Source organism: Rathayibacter sp. VKM Ac-2760 (assembly GCF_009834185.1).
Lineage (GTDB): Bacteria > Actinomycetota > Actinomycetes > Actinomycetales > Microbacteriaceae > Rathayibacter.
In genome coordinates this window covers 2,770,287-2,785,971 of sequence record NZ_CP047173.1, presented here as the reverse complement: position 1 = coordinate 2,785,971, position 15,685 = coordinate 2,770,287, and the positions used below count along the sequence as shown (strand labels likewise).

The following is a 15,685-nucleotide window of genomic DNA, read 5'->3' as shown; positions in this document are numbered from 1 at the left end:
ATGATCACCTTCGTCCTGGTCTCGATCGCCGTGGCGGTCGTGACCTGCGGGCTCTCCTGGGTCATCTGGAAGCTGAGCCTGAAGTACCGGCTCTACCCGGCGATCCGGGTGCGCGACATGCACACCCGGCCGACCCCGCGCCTCGGCGGCATCGCAATGTTCCTCGGGATCCTCGTCGGCTTCGGCATCGCCTCGCAGCTGCCCTACTTCCGGCTGGTCTTCGCGAATCCCGAGCCGATCCTCGCGATCCTCGGGGCGAGCCTGCTGATCGTCCTGATCGGCGTGGCGGACGACATCTGGGACCTGGACTGGACGACGAAGCTCGCCGGGCAGATGATCGCCGCCGGGCTGATCGCCTGGAAGGGCGTCCAGATCGTCTCGCTGCCGATCGGCGGTCTCACGGTCGGCTCGCCCTGGATGTCGCTGATCATCACCGTGCTCGCGATCGTGCTGGTCACCAACGCGCTCAACTTCATCGACGGCCTCGACGGCCTCGTCGCCGGCGTCGCCCTGATCGCGAACGGCGTCTTCTTCCTCTACAGCTACCTGCTGGTGCAGCAGACGTCGCCGACCGACTACTTCAACCTCGCCTCGCTCATCGCGGTCGTGCTCGTCGGCGCGTGCGCCGGCTTCCTGCCGATCAACTGGCGGCCCGCGAAGATGTTCATGGGCGACGGCGGAGCGCTGCTCGTCGGCATGCTGATGGCGACCTCGGCGATCGCGGTCACCGGGCAGATCGACCCCTCGCAGCTCGCGGCGAAGGAGCTGCTGCCGGCGTTCATCCCGATCATCCTGCCGTTCGCGATCCTCGTCGTGCCGCTGATGGACTTCGGTCTCGCCGTCTTCCGCCGGCTGCGCGCGGGCAAGTCGCCGTTCAGCGCCGACCGGAAGCACCTGCACCACCGCCTGCTCGACATGGGCCACTCGCACCTGCACGCCGTGCTCATCTTCTACGCCTGGACGGCCGTCGTCGCCTTCAGCTGCCTGCTGATGTTCGTCGTCGACGTGCTCTGGGTGCCGCTCGGCTTCCTCGCCGTCGGCCTCGTCGTCTGCACCGTCGTCACGCTCCTGCCGCTCAGCCGCCGCAAGCGGCTCGAGGCGGCCGCGCAGTCGGCGGAGGCGTCCCCGGTCCTCGACCCCCTCGACCGCGCCTCCTCGGCGGAGCCGGGCCGCACCGCGGCCGAGGTCCCGCTCGGACAGAACACGACAGCGCCGCGTCCGGCGCAGAAAGAAGCATGATGACCGGAGACTCCCCGGCCACCCCCCGTCCCCAGCCCGCCTCGGTCCCCGTCCTGCGGCGCACGCTCGCCGTCGGCGGAGTCTTCGTGCTCGCCCTGGCGGTCGTCGGCACGATCGTCGGCTTCCTCGCCGCGGGCGGGGAGGGGGCCGTGGGCGCCCTGCTCGGCGCGATCGTCGGCGGTGTGATGGTGGCGCTCACGGCGGCGAGCATCCTGGTCGCCAACCGCCTGGACATCGGCGGCTTCTTCGCCGTGGTGCTCGGCACCTGGCTGGCCAAGTTCGTCCTCTTCGTGATCGCGGCCCTCGTCCTCCGCGACCAGCCCTGGCTGAACAGCACCGCGATGTTCGTCACGATCATCGCCGCGGTCCTCGGCTCGCTCGTGATCGACGTGCTCGTCGTCTCGCGCTCGCGGATGGCGAACGTCAGCGACATCGCCCGATGAGCGCCGCCCGAGTGCCGTCTGAGAGGATCACGATTCGGCTCTCAGGCCGTTCTGTTGCTACAGTAGGGTCCAATCCCCGCAGGCGACGTGTGCCCGTCCTCAGGTCGTCTCATCGTTGATGTCGACCGCCGAGTGCGAACGCCGTCCGAGCGGAATACCCCACCTTTCGTCGTCGCGAGAGCGTTGCGTCCGAACGATTCACGTCGTTCGTCTGCCACGTGCCACGCCCCGAATTCCAGGAGCTAGCGCTGTTTGCTAACGCTGTGACCCTGTTGGTCTCGTCCTCGACCGGTGAGAGTGACTTCCACACCCCGTCGATCTCCGAGTTCTTCCCGCCCGGTTTCCTCTTCGAGGGAACCCCTTTCGAGATCAACCGCGTCATGCTGGTCCGCTTCATCGCGGTCATCGCACTGATGCTGTTCTTCTACCTGGGGACGCGCAAGATGCGTATCGTCCCCGGCCGCTTCCAGAGCGTCGTGGAGATGGCCTTCGACTTCGTCCGCGTGACGATCGCGAAGGACATCCTCGGCGAGAAGGACGCGCGCCGCTTCCTGCCGATCCTGGTGACGATCTTCTTCGCGATCATCGCGATGAACCTCACCGGCATCGTGCCGTTCCTGAACATCGCGGGAACCTCGGTCGTCGGCATGCCGCTCTTCCTCGGCCTGGTGGCGTACGTCACCTTCATCTACGCCGGCATCAAGGACCGGGGGATGGGCTTCTTCAAGAACGCCCTGTTCCCGCCCGGGGCCCCGTTCCTGATCTACTTCATCCTCACGCCGATCGAGCTGCTGCAGACGTTCATCATCCGTCCGCTCTCGCTCGCGCTGCGGCTCGTGATGAACATGATCGTCGGGCACCTGCTCCTGGTGCTGTGCTTCTCGGCCACGCAGTTCTTCCTCTTCAGCTCGCAGATCGACCCGGGCTTCAAGCTCTTCGGGGTCGTGACCTTCGCCTTCGGCGGCGCCTTCACGCTCTTCGAGCTCCTGGTCGCCGTGCTGCAGGCCTACATCTTCACCCTCCTCGCTGCGGTCTACATCCAGTTGGCCGTCGCCGAGGAGCACTGACCCCACTACTCACGGGCTCCCGCCCGTTCACACGATCACCCCACTGAAAGGACCCACTCGTGGACTCAGTCACCGTTCTCGCCGAACTCACCGGCAACATCGCGACGGTCGGTTACGGCCTCGCAGCGATCGGCCCCGGCATCGGTGTCGGCATCGTCGCGGGCAAGACCGTCGAGGCCATGGCGCGCCAGCCCGAGATGGCCGGCCGCCTCCAGACCACGATGTTCCTCGGCATCGCGTTCACCGAGGTGCTCGCGCTCATCGGTCTCGCCACCTACTTCATCTTCGCGGCGTAGTCGTGTTCAGCACCGCTGTGAACATCGCTGCGGAAGAAGGTGACGTCCCCGCGGTCATTCTGATCCCGGAGTTCTACGACTTCTTCTGGTCGGGGGTGATCTTCCTCATCCTGCTGTTCTTCTTCTGGAGGCTGGTCCTGCCGCGCATCCAGACGATGCTCGACGCGCGCTCCGCCGCGATCGAGGGGAACATCGCGAAGGCCGACGAGGCCCAGCGACAGGCTGAGATCGCGCTCGAGAAGTACACCGCTCAGCTGGCCGAGGCTCGCGCCGAGGCCGGAGTGATCCGCGAGAAGGCGAACGCCGACGGCAATGCGATCGTGGCGGCGAAGAAGGAGCAGGCGCAGGCCGAGGCCGAGCGCATCCTCCAGAACGCGCACGCCCAGATCGAGGCGGACCGCCAGTCGGCCGTCGTCGCTCTGCGCTCCGAAGTCGGAACCCTCGCCATCGATCTCGCCTCCGGCGTGATCGGCGAGAGCCTCAACGACGACGCGAAGGCGTCCGCGATCGTGGACCGCTTCCTCGCCGACCTCGAGGCCTCGGAGAAGGCGAACAGCTGATGGGCAGCGCGTCAAGGCAGGCACTCGCGTCGGCGAAGGCGGAGCTCTCCGCCCTCGGCGGCCAGGCGTCCCTCGACACGGCCCAGCAGCTCTTCGAGGCGGCCCGGGTCATCGACGGGCAGGCGCAGCTGCGCACGGTCCTCTCCGACCCGAGCACCGACGCGGGCAGCCGCCAGGCTCTCGTCGCCCGGGTGTTCGCGCCCTTCGGCGAGCCGGCCAAGCGCCTGCTCACCGTCGTCGTCGGACACCGCTGGTCGAGCCCGAGCGATCTGATCGCCGGGATCGAGGAGGTCGGGGTCCGCGCGATCGCCTCCGCCACTCCGGAGGGAGTCTCGCTCGAGACCGAGCTGCAGACCTTCGGCGCCGTCGTGGCGTCGGACGCGCAGCTCGAGCTCGCGCTCGGCAGCAAGCTCGCCGCCGCGGACTCGAAGGTCGCGCTCGTGCAGCGCCTCCTCGAGGGCAAGGCCGCCGCGGAGACGCTCGCGATCCTCCGCCAGTTGATCGCGCACCCGCGCGGTCGCCGCATCCCCGAGCTCGTCCGCTTCGCCGCGGGCGTCGTCGCCGATCAGGGCGGTTTCACCATCGCCACGGTCTCGGTCGCGGCTCCGCTGCACCCCGAGCAGCTCGACCGGCTCCGCTCGGCGCTCACGCGCCAGTACGGCCGCCCGGTCTCCGTCAACGTCCTGGTCGACCCCTCCCTCCTGGGCGGCATGCGACTGCACGTCGGCGACGAGGTCATCGACGGAACCGTCTCGGCGCGGCTGTCCGACCTGAAGCTCCAGCTCGCGTCCTGACGGACGCACGTATCCTCAGGGAGCGGCTCGCGCCGCCTCCGACCTCCGCACCACCCAGGTCAGGCCCCGACGACCGCTTCGGCTCGCACGGACCCAACGAATAGGAATTCCCATGGCAGATATCACCATCAGCCCGGATGAGATCCGCGACGCGCTGAAGGACTTCGTCTCGTCGTACGAGCCGGGCAAGGCGTCCACCACCGAGGTCGGCTACGTCATCGACGCCGCCGACGGCATCGCCCACGTCGAGGGTCTCCCCGGCGTCATGGCGAACGAGCTGATCCGCTTCTCCAACGGCGTCCTGGGCCTCGCCCAGAACCTCGACGAGAACGAGATCGGCGTCGTCGTCCTTGGCGAGTTCTCCGGCATCGAGGAGGGCATGGAGGTCACCCGCACGGGCGAGGTCCTCTCCGTCCCCGTCGGCGACGGCTACCTCGGCCGCGTCGTCGACCCGCTCGGCAACCCGATCGACGGACTCGGCGACATCGCCTCCGAGGGCCGCCGCGCCCTCGAGCTCCAGGCCCCCGGCGTCATGTCGCGCAAGTCGGTCCACGAGCCGCTGCAGACCGGCATCAAGGCCATCGACGCGATGATCCCGGTCGGCCGCGGCCAGCGCCAGCTGATCATCGGCGACCGCCAGACCGGCAAGACCGCGATCGCGATCGACACGATCATCAACCAGAAGGCCAACTGGGAGTCCGGCGACACCAACAAGCAGGTCCGCTGCATCTACGTCGCCATCGGCCAGAAGGGCTCGACCATCGCCTCGGTGAAGGGCGCGCTCGAGGACGCCGGAGCGATGGAGTACACGACGATCGTCGCGTCCCCCGCCTCGGACCCCGCGGGCTTCAAGTACCTCGCCCCCTACACCGGCTCGGCCATCGGCCAGCACTGGATGTACGGCGGCAAGCACGTCCTGATCATCTTCGACGACCTGTCGAAGCAGGCCGAGGCCTACCGCGCCGTTTCGCTCCTCCTGCGCCGCCCGCCGGGACGCGAGGCGTACCCCGGCGACGTCTTCTACCTGCACTCCCGCCTGCTGGAGCGCTGCGCGAAGCTGTCCGACGAGCTCGGCGCCGGCTCGATGACCGGTCTCCCGATCATCGAGACCAAGGCGAACGACGTCTCGGCGTACATCCCGACCAACGTGATCTCGATCACCGACGGCCAGATCTTCCTCCAGTCCGACCTCTTCAACGCCAACCAGCGTCCGGCGGTCGACGTGGGCATCTCGGTCTCGCGCGTCGGCGGTGACGCCCAGGTCAAGTCGATCAAGAAGGTCTCCGGAACGCTGAAGCTCGAGCTGGCGCAGTACCGCTCGCTCGAGGCCTTCGCGATGTTCGCGTCCGACCTGGACGCCGCCTCGCGTCGCCAGCTCGCCCGCGGCGCTCGCCTCACCGAGCTGCTCAAGCAGCCGCAGTACTCGCCGTACCCCGTCGAGGAGCAGGTCGTCTCGATCTGGGCCGGAACGAACGGCAAGCTCGACGAGGTGCCCGTCCCCGACGTTCTGCGCTTCGAGCGCGAGCTGCTCGACTACCTGGGCCGCAACACGCAGGTCCTCTCCACGCTGCGCGACACGAACGTGCTCTCCGACGACACCGTCGCCGAGCTCCACCGTGCCGTCGACGGCTTCAAGCTCGAGTTCCAGACCGGTGAGGGCAAGCCGCTCGCCTCGGTCGGGCGCGAGGAGCACAAGGCGATCTCGGCCGACGAGGTCGGCCAGGAGAAGATCGTCAAGGGCCGTCGCTAACAGCGACCCCTCGACGATTCAGACAAGGACTACAGGAGACACATGGGAGCGCAACTCCGGGTCTACCGGTCGAAGATCCGCTCGGCCCAGACGACCAAGAAGATCACCCGCGCCATGGAGCTGATCTCGGCCTCGCGCATCCAGAAGGCGCAGAACCGCGTCGCCGCCGCGGCTCCGTACTCGAACGCCATCACGCGCGCCGTGTCGGCCGTCGCGACCTACTCGAACGTCGAGCACCCGCTCACGACCGAGCGCGAGAAGCTCGACACGGCCGCGATCGTGATCTTCACCTCCGACCGCGGCCTGGCCGGCGCGTTCTCCTCGAGCGTGCTCAAGGAGGCGGAGGAGCTGGCCTCGCTGCTGCGCAGCGAGGGCAAGGAGGTCGTCTTCTACCTGGTCGGCCGCAAGGCGAACGCGTACTTCTCGTTCCGCCGGCGCCCGAGCGTCCGCATCTGGACGGGCGGCACCGACCAGCCGGTGTTCGAGACCGCGAAGGAGATCGCGGACGCGGTCGTCGACTCGTACAACCTCGATGACGAAGAGGGCGGAGTGGACGAGATCCACCTCGTCTACAACCGCTTCGTCAGCATGGTCACGCAGCAGCCGACGGTGGTCCGTCTCCTGCCGCTCGAGGTCGTCGAGGGCGCCGAGGATCAGAACACCGATCTGTACCCGCTCTACGAGTTCGAGCCCGACGCCGAGACGGTCCTCGACCGCCTCCTGCCGGTCTACGTCGAGAGCCGCATCTTCAACGCGATGCTGCAGTCGGCGGCCTCCGAGCACGCGGCGCGCCAGAAGGCGATGAAGTCGGCCAGCGACAACGCCGACACGCTCATCAAGACGTACACCCGGCTCGCCAACAACGCGCGCCAGACCGAGATCACGCAGCAGATCGCCGAGATCGTCGGCGGCGCCGACGCCCTGTCGTCCTCGAAGTAGACGGCGCACCTCCCCGACACGAAGCCTCCGCCCTCCGGGTGCGGTGAGACCACAGAAGGAAGAAGCAATGACACTGACCGCACCTGAGGCGGCGACCGGGACTCCGGGCGGGGCCGTCGGCCGTATCGCCCGCGTCACCGGCCCCGTCGTTGACATCGAGTTCCCCCACGACGCGATCCCCGAGGTCTACAACGCGCTCTACACGCACGTCGAGGTCGAGGGCGTCTCGTCCAAGCTGACCTTCGAGGTCGCGCAGCACCTGGGCGACGACCTCGTCCGCGCCATCTCGCTCAACCCGACCGACGGACTCGTCCGCGGCCAGGAGGTCCACGACACCGGCCTGCCGATCTCGGTCCCGGTCGGCGACGTGACCAAGGGCAAGGTCTTCAACGTGATCGGCGAGGTGCTCAACGCGGACGCCGACGGCACGATCAACGGCCAGGCGTTCGAGATCACCGAGCGCTGGCCGATCCACCGCAAGCCGCCGGCGTTCGACCAGCTCGAGTCGAAGACCGAGCTCTTCGAGACCGGCATCAAGGTCATCGACCTCCTCACCCCGTACGTGCAGGGCGGCAAGATCGGCCTGTTCGGCGGAGCGGGCGTCGGCAAGACCGTCCTCATCCAGGAGATGATCCAGCGCGTCGCGCAGGACCACGGCGGAGTGTCCGTGTTCGCCGGTGTCGGCGAGCGCACCCGCGAGGGCAACGACCTCATCGCCGAGATGGAGGAGGCGGGCGTCTTCGACAAGACCGCCCTCGTCTTCGGCCAGATGGACGAGCCGCCGGGAACCCGCCTCCGCGTGGCGCTCTCCGCGCTGACGATGGCGGAGTACTTCCGCGACGTGCAGAAGCAGGACGTGCTGCTCTTCATCGACAACATCTTCCGCTTCACCCAGGCCGGCTCGGAGGTGTCGACCCTTCTGGGCCGCATGCCCTCCGCGGTGGGCTACCAGCCGAACCTCGCCGACGAGATGGGTGTGCTCCAGGAGCGCATCACCTCGACCCGTGGACACTCGATCACCTCGCTGCAGGCGATCTACGTCCCCGCGGACGACTACACCGACCCGGCGCCGGCCACCACGTTCGCGCACCTCGACGCGACGACCGAGCTCTCCCGTGAGATCGCGTCGAAGGGCCTCTACCCGGCCGTCGACCCGCTGACCTCGACCTCGCGCATCCTCGACCCCCGCTACCTGGGTGCCGACCACTACCGCGTGGCGACGAACGTCAAGCAGATCCTGCAGAAGAACAAGGAGCTGCAGGAGATCATCGCGATCCTCGGTGTCGACGAGCTCTCCGAGGAGGACAAGATCACGGTGTCGCGTGCGCGCCGGATCCAGCAGTTCCTCTCGCAGAACACCTACATGGCGAAGAAGTTCACCGGCGTCGAGGGCTCGACCGTCCCGCTGAAGGACACCATCGAGTCGTTCGACGCGATCTCCCGCGGCGAGTTCGACCACGTGGCCGAGCAGGCGTTCTTCAACGTCGGCCCGATCACGGACGTCGAGGAGAAGTGGGCCCAGATCCAGAAGGAGAACGGCTGATCATGGCCGGGACCCTGAAGGTCAGCGTCGTCTCCGCGAACGCGGAGGTCTGGTCGGGCGAGGCGAAGCAGATCTCCGCTCGCACCGTCGAGGGCGAGATCGGCATCCTGGTCGGTCACGAGCCGATGCTCGCGATCCTCGCCTCGGGCGAGGTGCGCGTGACGGCTGCGGACGGCACCCGGATCACCGCTCAGGCGGACGACGGCTTCCTGTCCGTCGAGAACGACGTCGTCACCGTCGTGGCCCGCGAGGCCGCGCTGGTCTGACGACCCGCCGCCTCGAGCGGCGACCGGAGGGGCCGGGTGATCATCGCGATCGCCCGGCCCCTCCGTCGTTCGCGGTGCACTCGCACCGCGTTCATCGCGCTTCGGCGCCTGGACCTCCGAAGGAACCCCGTGCACGTCCTGCTGCCCCCGTCCGAGACGAAGCGCGACGGCGGCTCGGCCGAGTTCCGGGTCGAGGAGCTCGCGTTCCCGGCGCTGCTCGAGCGCCGGCTCGTCCTGCGGGACGCGCTGGTCGCGCTCGCCGGTGATCGGGATGCCGCCGCTCGGGCACTGAAGCTCGGGCCTCGGCAGCTCGGTGAGATCGAGCGGAACGCGGCTCTGCCGACCGCGCCCGCGATGCCGGCGGTCGACCGCTTCGACGGGGTGCTCTTCGATGCGCTCGACGCCGCGTCGCTGTCGGCCGGACCGCGGGCAGTCCTCGGACGGATCGTCGTGGTGCAGTCGGCGCTGTGGGGGCCCGTCCGCGGGCTGGACGGCATCCCCGCCTACCGGCTGTCGCACGACTCGCGGGTGCCGGGGATGCCGCTGAAGCGCTGGTGGGCGGCCGAGGCCGGTCGCGAGCTCTCCGCGCTGGAGGGCCTCGTGCTCGATCTGCGCAGCGAGTCGTACGCGGCGCTCGGGCCGCTGGCCGCGGGGGAGGGGCGCTTCTTCGTCCGCGTCCGCTCACGGGATGCGGCGGGGCAGCTGCGAAACCTCAACCACTTCAACAAGCAGGGCAAGGGGCTGTTCGTCCGCGCGCTCGCGGAGGACGGGGTCGAGACGTCGTCGCTCAAGGAGCTCGCCGCATGGGCCGCAGGCCGCGGCTTCGAGCTCGAGCCGAACTCCGGCAGCGGCGAGCTCGACCTGGTGGTGCCGTCGGCGGCCTGAGGGTCAGGAGCGGGCGCGGAAGCAGCCCGTGAGGTGGTCGTCGACCACGCCGGCGGACTGCAGCAGTGCATACATGGTCGTCGGGCCGACGAAGCGGAACCCCGCGGAGCGCAGCGCCTTGGCCAGGGCGACCGAGGCGGGTGTCGCGGCAGGCACGTCCGCGAGGCGGACGATGCGGCCGGGCGGCGGATCCTCGGCGAAGGACCAGACGAGACGGTCCACGGCGCCCTCGCCGTCGCGCTCGCGCAGCGCGACCGCGGCCCTGGCGTTGCCGATCGTCGCGAGGATCTTCCCGCGGTGACGGATGATGCCGGTGTCGTCCATCAGGCGGTCGACGTCGGCGTCGTCCATCGCGGCGACCGCGTCGGGGTCGAAGCCGTGGAACACCTCGCGGAAGCGCGGGCGCTTGCGCAGGATGGTGATCCAGGACAGGCCGGACTGGAAGCCCTCGAGGCAGATCTTCTCGAGCAGTGGGCGGTCGCCGTGCAGCGGGACGCCCCACTCCTCGTCGTGGTAGCGGCGGTACTCGTCGTCCTCGGCGCCCCAGGCGCAGCGGACCGTTCCGTCGGCGTCGGTGCTCAGGCCGTCGTGCTCGGTCATCGGTGCGCGATGCCCTCGTGATCGAGCAGCCAGGCCTTCGTGGCGATGCCCTCGCCGGCGCTGAAGCCGGTGATCCGGCCGTCGCCGGCCAGCACGCGGTGGCAGCCGACGAGGATCGGGATCGGGTTCGCTCCGACCGCGCCGCCGATGGGCCGCCCGGAGCGGAGCCGGCCCGTCGCCTGGCCGAGCGCGCCGTAGGAGGTGATCTCGCCGAAGCCGATGCTCTGCAGCGCACCCCAGATCTCGAGCTGGAACGGCGTGCCGCGCAGCAGGAGCGGGAGATCGAACGTCCGACGCTCGCCGGCGAAGTACGCGTCGAGCTGGTCCACCGCGGAGCAGAGGACGGGCAGGCTGCTGTCGGGCAGGTGATCGTGCGGCAGCGCTCCGCCGTGCTCGATCGCGAGGGACACGATCGCCTCGCCGTCACTGCCGACCTCGATCCGGCCGAGGGGACTGACGGTGCGGCGCACGTGGAGGGGAGTCGTTCTCATGCCACGAGAGTATCCGCGGCCGAGGCGTCGGACCGGCGGAAATCGGACATCGGTGGACGGCCGCAGGGGGTCGCGGGCTGTGGAGGGCCCGCCCCGATCGCCTGCTGCTCGATCCGCCGTCGCTCGAGGTGGGAGGGGTGTGGTGGAGCGGCGTCCTCCACAGGTGCTGTTCCGACGATCTGTCTTCCGGCGGCGCCCGCCGCCGGTCCGGAGCGCCGCTCGAGCCGTCACCGTTGCCGCATGACACCCACTGCATCGCTCCCGACCCGCCCCCTCGATACCAGCGCCGTGCTCGCGGCGATCCCACGCCTCGTCGGCCACTCGCCGCAGGAGAGCGTCGTGCTCGTCCCGCTGCGGGACGGGACGCCGACGGGAGCGCTCCGCTTCGACCTCGCCGCCGGCGATCCCGCCCGGGCCGCTCACGCGTGGATCGGGGCGCTCGGACGCTTCGGCCGCGTCGAGCACCTCGTGATCGTGCTCTTCTCCTCCCGGGGTCGCACGCCCTCGGCGAGCGCGCTCGTCAGCGCCCTCAGCACGCGAGCGGAGCGCCTCGGAGTCGCCGTCGACGTGCTGGTCGCCACCGGCCCGCCCGCCGCGCGGCCGGCTCACCACGGCAGCGGGCTCCTGCCCGTCGTCGATCGCGCGGAGGCGCTGGCGGTCGCCGCTCAGGTCGACGCGCTCCTCGACCGGCACCCGCGCGCGCGACTCCCCGAGGCGCTGGCGGCCGACGCCGACTCGCTCCTGCTCTGCGCGGCATCGGGTCGGCCGTGGCGGCAGCGGACCCGCGCTCTCGCCGTGCTGATCGTCTGCGCGCAGCGGCAGCAGGGGCGGGAGCGGGTGATGAGCATCGTCGCGTCCGCCGACCGCGACGTCGCGGGGTCCGTCCTCGAGCTCGTCGCCCACGCGGCGGCCGCAGCACCTGCGACGGAGCGGGCTCCGCTCCTGGTCCTGCTCGCGATGCTGCACTGGTCGTCGGGACCAGACCCGTCGGCAGCGGTCTTCGCGGGGGAGGCGCTCCGCCTCGACCCGCACGATCCGGGGTCGCGGCTGCTCGTCGCGGCCCTCGGCCGGGGCGAGCAGTGCCCGTGGGCTGCCGAGGGGCGTCGCGCCGCGTGAGAGGGAGCCCGCGCGCGTCGCTCGAGCGGGTGGCGCGCGCGATGCTCAGAGGCGGGCCCAGGCCTCCGTCAGCACGGAGCGGAGGATCTGCTCGATCTCGTCGAACTCCTTCGGCCCGATCGTCAGGGGCGGTGCGAGCTGGACGACCGGGTCGCCGCGGTCGTCGGCGCGGCAGTACAGCCCGGCGTCGAACAGCGCCTTCGACAGGAAGCCGCGGAGCAGCCGCTCCGACTCCTCCGCGTCGAAGGTCTCCTTGGTCGTCTTGTCCTTGACCAGCTCGATTCCGAAGAAGTAGCCCGCGCCGCGGACGTCGCCGACGATCGGCAGATCGAGCAGCTTCTCGAGGGTGGAGCGGAAGAGCGGGGAGTTCTCGCGCACGTTCTCGTTCAGCCGCTCCTCCTCGAAGATGTCGAGGTTCTCGAGCGCGACCGCGGCCGAGACGGGGTGGCCGCCGAAGGTGTAGCCGTGCGGGAAGGAGACCTCGCCGTGCCGGAAGGGCTCGTAGATGCGGTCGCTGACGATGGTCGCGCCGATCGGCGAGTAGCCGCTGGTCATGCCCTTGGCGCAGGTGATCATGTCGGGCACGTAGCCGTACTCGTCGCAGGCGAACATGTGCCCGATCCGGCCGAAGGCGCAGATCACCTCGTCCGAGACGAGCAGCACGTCGTGCCGGTCGCAGATCTCGCGCACCCGCTGGAAGTAGCCGGGCGGCGGCGGGAAGCAGCCGCCGGAGTTCTGCACCGGCTCGAGGAACACCGCGGCGACCGTGTCGGGGCCCTCGAACTCGATCATCTCCTCGATCCGGTCGGCCGCCCAGACGCCGAAGGCCTCCAGGTCGTCGCCGTGCTGGGGAGCGCGGTAGAAGTTGGTGTTGGGAACGCGGAAGCCACCCGGCACGATCGGCTCGAACATCGCCTTCATCGCCGGGATGCCGGTGATCGCGAGGGCGCCCTGGGGAGTGCCGTGGTACGCGACCGAGCGCGAGATCACCTTATGCTTGCCCGGCTTGCCCTGCAGCTTCCAGAAGTGCTTGGCGAGTTTGAAGGCGGTCTCGACGGCCTCGCCGCCGCCGGTGGAGAAGAACACGCGGTTCAGGTCGCCGGGCGCGTGGTCGGCGAGGCGGTCCGCGAGCTCGATCGCGGAGGGTGTGGCGTAGGACCACAGCGGGAAGAACGAGAGCTCGGCCGCCTGCTTCGCCGCCGCCTCCGCGAGCCGCCGCCGGCCGTGGCCGGCGTTGACGACGAAGAGCCCGGAGAGCCCGTCGAAGTACTTCCGGCCCGTGCTGTCCCAGATGTGGTGTCCCTCGCCGCGCGTGATGATCGGCACGCCGGCGCCGGAGTCCATCACCGACTGGCGGGTGAAGTGCATCCAGAGGTGGTCCTTGGCCTTCTTCTGCAGCGCCGCGTCGTCGAATCCGGCCGGGGCGTCCTCGCCCTTCACCGGATCGCCGGACGCGAGGCCCTGGGTCGAGAAGGCTGTCTCTGTGGTCATCGGTTACCGCGTTCCCCAGTTGTAGAACTGCTTGTGGAGTTTCAGATAGACGAAGGTCTCGGTGGAGAGGACGCCCGGGAGCGAGCGGATCTCCTGGTTGAGCAGGGCGATCAGGTCGTCGTCGTTCTCGCAGACCACCTCGGCGAGGATGTCGAAGGTGCCGGCCGTGAGCACGACGTAGTCGACGGCGGGTATCGCTGCGAGGCTGTCCGCCACGACTCGCGTGTCACCGGTCACTCGGACGCCGATCATCGCCTGGCGGTAGAAGCCGAGCTGCATCGGGTCCGTCACCGCGACGATCTGCATCACACCCGACTCGGTCAGCTTCTGCACCCGCTGGCGGACGGCCGCCTCGCTCAGACCGACCGCCTTGCCGATCTCGGCGTAGGAGCGCCGGCCGTCGGCCTGCAGCTGCTCGATGATCGCCTTCGACACCTCGTCGAGCTGGAGCGGTCGCGAGGAGGGAGGTCGGGAGGGGCTCATGCGATGATCCTGGCAGCCACCGCGGGGCCCGGCAAGTGAATCCGCAGACCGGAGGCTCCCTCGGTGTCGGAATCGGCTGTCACGTGAGCGCTCTCAGCCGGGCGGGCGGCGGATCGGCGGCGATCCTGCGCGTGGTCGCCGGGGGTCCGGGCACCGGGACGGCGGTACCCGCCCAGCCGATAGCATCGGAGGGATCGGCCCGCGTGCGCGGCGCCGGCGGACGCGAGGAGACGCGATGACGCAGATCGGCCGCAGCCGGGCGTCGGTGACCGTCCCCGTCTCGGCCTGGTCGTCGGATGCGCCCTCCGCCGAGGTGACGCTCGGCTGGGCCGCACGCACCGAGGTCGGGCTGGTCCGGAGCGCGAACGAGGACAGCTACCTCGCCAAGACGCCGCTCTTCGCCGTCGCCGACGGAATGGGCGGACACGCGGCCGGAGAGGTCGCGAGCGACGCCGTCGTCTCCCGGCTCTCGGTCGCCGCGACCGGCGCGACCATCGGGGCGGAGGAGATCGACCGCGCCCTCCGGGACGCCGTGGACGACATCGCCCGGCAGTCGCGCACCGCCGACGGCGGCACCGGCACCACCGTCACCGGCGCCGCGCTGACGGTCGTCGGCGGAGAGCCCTACTGGTCCGTCTTCAACATCGGCGACTCCCGGGTCTACCTGTGCGTGCAGGGCTCCCTGGTCCAGCTGACCGTCGACCACTCGATCGTGCAGGAGCTCGTCGACGCGGGACTGATCACCCGCGACGAGGCGGACGTGCACCCGCACAGCAATGTGATCACCCGCGCGGTCGGCTTCCACGAGCCGCCGATCCCCGACTACCGCCTCGTCCCCGTCATCGCCCCCTCCCGGCTGCTGATCTGCTCGGACGGGCTGACCAAGGAGCTGACGGATGCGGGACTCGAGCACGTGCTCTCGACCGCCGAGACGGCCCAGGAGGCCGCGGACGCCCTGGTGGAGGCGGCCCTCGGCAACGGGGGCCGCGACAACGTGACGGTCATCGTCGTCGACGTGCTCGCTGTGACCGGGGACACCGACTGATCGACGACCCAGGAGGCGCGGCGACGCCCCGGGTACCATGAGCGGAGGAAGGTGGACTCGGTGATCTGCAGCGCGTGTGGCTCCACTCTCGCCCCCGGGGCGATCCTCTGCGGGGAGTGCGGCACCTCGGTCGCCACGCACGCGGCTCCCGGCGCCTCCCGTCCCGCGTCCTCCGGCGACACGACGGTCCTCGATCCCTCTCGGCGCGCCTGGCTGCCCGGCCTCGCGCCCGGCCGGCATCGGCGTCCCGCCCCCGGTGCGCCGATGGCGCCGCCGAGTCAGGGACTCGTCCGGCTGATCTTCGCCTCGGGGCAGCACGCGATCGTCACGGGCAACGGGCTCATCGGGCGGCAGCCGCTGCCGGACGCGGGGGAGACCTTCCGGCACATCCTCGCCGTCCCCGACCCGACTCGCTCGCTCTCGAAGACGCACCTCGAGTTCGGCTTCGACGAGGGCGGGCTGTGGGTTCGCGACCGCTGGTCGGCGAACGGCTCGGTGCTGATCGCTCCGACGCAGGCTCCGCTCCCGCTCGAAGCGGGGCGGCGCTACCGGGCGAAGATCGGCAGTCGCCTGCTGCTCTCGTCGGTCGAGATGGCTGTCGAGCGGGTCGACGGCTCCTCCACAGCCTCCGGTCGTCCACCGATCACGCGCTGACACGCCGCGCGCACCCGGCATCG

General features: G+C 69.9%; 18 protein-coding genes. 14 read left to right on the top strand and 4 right to left on the bottom strand.

The window, feature by feature from the left end; translation table 11 throughout:
* From GSU72_RS12645 to yaaA, 11 genes are all read left to right on the top strand, one after another.
* Positions 1 to 1,239: an MraY family glycosyltransferase gene (locus GSU72_RS12645; protein ID WP_159985387.1), complete on the top strand. Its 1,239-nt coding sequence runs from the start codon at positions 1 to 3 to the stop codon at positions 1,237 to 1,239.
* Entirely contained in the window at positions 1,239 to 1,682 is a 444-nt protein-coding gene (locus GSU72_RS12640; RefSeq protein ID WP_244255795.1) for a hypothetical protein, read from the top strand. The genes GSU72_RS12645 and GSU72_RS12640 overlap by 1 nt, the downstream gene beginning before the upstream one ends.
* Before the next feature lie 263 nt (positions 1,683 to 1,945).
* Positions 1,946 to 2,749, top strand: a complete 804-nt coding sequence (gene atpB, locus GSU72_RS12635) for a F0F1 ATP synthase subunit A (RefSeq protein ID WP_123445503.1) — start codon at positions 1,946 to 1,948, stop codon at positions 2,747 to 2,749.
* Positions 2,750 to 2,808: 59 nt separating this feature from the next.
* A complete protein-coding gene (locus GSU72_RS12630; RefSeq protein WP_055794702.1) occupies positions 2,809 to 3,045 on the top strand; it encodes an ATP synthase F0 subunit C in 237 nt (78 codons plus the stop codon).
* A 2-nt stretch (positions 3,046 to 3,047) separates the two neighbouring features.
* Positions 3,048 to 3,605 carry a F0F1 ATP synthase subunit B gene (locus GSU72_RS12625; protein WP_244255793.1) on the top strand — a complete coding sequence of 186 codons (558 nt, stop codon included), beginning with the start codon at positions 3,048 to 3,050 and terminating at the stop codon, positions 3,603 to 3,605.
* Positions 3,605 to 4,399: a F0F1 ATP synthase subunit delta gene (locus tag GSU72_RS12620; RefSeq protein WP_159985385.1), complete on the top strand. Its 795-nt coding sequence runs from the start codon at positions 3,605 to 3,607 to the stop codon at positions 4,397 to 4,399. The genes GSU72_RS12625 and GSU72_RS12620 overlap by 1 nt, the downstream gene beginning before the upstream one ends.
* A gap of 112 nt (positions 4,400 to 4,511) precedes the next feature.
* Positions 4,512 to 6,149, top strand: coding sequence for a F0F1 ATP synthase subunit alpha (atpA, locus tag GSU72_RS12615; RefSeq protein WP_123702905.1), 1,638 nt, complete (start codon positions 4,512 to 4,514; stop codon positions 6,147 to 6,149).
* 42 nt (positions 6,150 to 6,191) lie between these two features.
* A complete protein-coding gene (locus GSU72_RS12610) occupies positions 6,192 to 7,088 on the top strand; it encodes a F0F1 ATP synthase subunit gamma (protein WP_159985384.1) in 897 nt (298 codons plus the stop codon).
* Between the two features lie 67 nt (positions 7,089 to 7,155).
* Positions 7,156 to 8,631: a F0F1 ATP synthase subunit beta gene (atpD, locus tag GSU72_RS12605; RefSeq protein WP_159985383.1), complete on the top strand. Its 1,476-nt coding sequence runs from the start codon at positions 7,156 to 7,158 to the stop codon at positions 8,629 to 8,631.
* A 2-nt stretch (positions 8,632 to 8,633) separates the two neighbouring features.
* Positions 8,634 to 8,897, top strand: a complete 264-nt coding sequence (locus GSU72_RS12600) for a F0F1 ATP synthase subunit epsilon (protein ID WP_159985382.1) — start codon at positions 8,634 to 8,636, stop codon at positions 8,895 to 8,897.
* A gap of 129 nt (positions 8,898 to 9,026) precedes the next feature.
* On the top strand, positions 9,027 to 9,782 hold the full coding sequence (gene yaaA / locus GSU72_RS12595) for a peroxide stress protein YaaA (RefSeq protein ID WP_159985381.1): 756 nt from the start codon (positions 9,027 to 9,029) through the stop codon (positions 9,780 to 9,782).
* Positions 9,783 to 9,785: 3 nt separating this feature from the next.
* Here yaaA and GSU72_RS12590 read toward each other — a convergent pair whose 3' ends face one another.
* Both GSU72_RS12590 and GSU72_RS12585 read right to left on the bottom strand, forming a co-directional pair.
* Positions 9,786 to 10,382 carry a DNA-3-methyladenine glycosylase I gene (locus tag GSU72_RS12590; protein ID WP_159985380.1) on the bottom strand — a complete coding sequence of 199 codons (597 nt, stop codon included), beginning with the start codon at positions 10,380 to 10,382 and terminating at the stop codon, positions 9,786 to 9,788.
* Positions 10,379 to 10,873, bottom strand: a complete 495-nt coding sequence (locus GSU72_RS12585; protein ID WP_159985379.1) for a methylated-DNA--[protein]-cysteine S-methyltransferase — start codon at positions 10,871 to 10,873, stop codon at positions 10,379 to 10,381. Before GSU72_RS12585 ends, GSU72_RS12590 begins: the two co-directional genes overlap by 4 nt.
* A 240-nt stretch (positions 10,874 to 11,113) precedes the next feature.
* Between GSU72_RS12585 and GSU72_RS12580 the strand changes: the two genes are divergently transcribed.
* The gene (locus GSU72_RS12580; RefSeq protein WP_159985378.1) at positions 11,114 to 11,989 is read left to right on the top strand and encodes a DUF4192 family protein; all 876 of its coding nucleotides are present in this window, start codon (positions 11,114 to 11,116) and stop codon (positions 11,987 to 11,989) included.
* A 45-nt stretch (positions 11,990 to 12,034) separates the two neighbouring features.
* Here the strand turns inward: GSU72_RS12580 and GSU72_RS12575 are convergent, their stop codons facing one another.
* Both GSU72_RS12575 and GSU72_RS12570 read right to left on the bottom strand, forming a co-directional pair.
* The gene (locus GSU72_RS12575; protein ID WP_159985377.1) at positions 12,035 to 13,480 is read right to left on the bottom strand and encodes an aspartate aminotransferase family protein; all 1,446 of its coding nucleotides are present in this window, start codon (positions 13,478 to 13,480) and stop codon (positions 12,035 to 12,037) included.
* Between the two features lie 3 nt (positions 13,481 to 13,483).
* Positions 13,484 to 13,963, bottom strand: coding sequence for an Lrp/AsnC family transcriptional regulator (locus GSU72_RS12570; protein WP_159985376.1), 480 nt, complete (start codon positions 13,961 to 13,963; stop codon positions 13,484 to 13,486).
* Positions 13,964 to 14,198: 235 nt separating this feature from the next.
* Here GSU72_RS12570 and GSU72_RS12565 point away from each other — a divergent pair, with 235 nt between their 5' ends.
* Together GSU72_RS12565 and GSU72_RS12560 are read left to right on the top strand one after the other, a co-directional pair.
* Positions 14,199 to 15,008 (top strand): protein phosphatase 2C domain-containing protein, encoded by an 810-nt coding sequence (locus GSU72_RS12565; RefSeq protein ID WP_159985375.1) that lies wholly within the window; start codon positions 14,199 to 14,201, stop codon positions 15,006 to 15,008.
* Positions 15,009 to 15,068: 60 nt separating this feature from the next.
* On the top strand, positions 15,069 to 15,662 hold the full coding sequence (locus GSU72_RS12560; protein WP_159985374.1) for a hypothetical protein: 594 nt from the start codon (positions 15,069 to 15,071) through the stop codon (positions 15,660 to 15,662).
* The last annotated feature ends 23 nt before the right edge of the window (positions 15,663 to 15,685 follow it).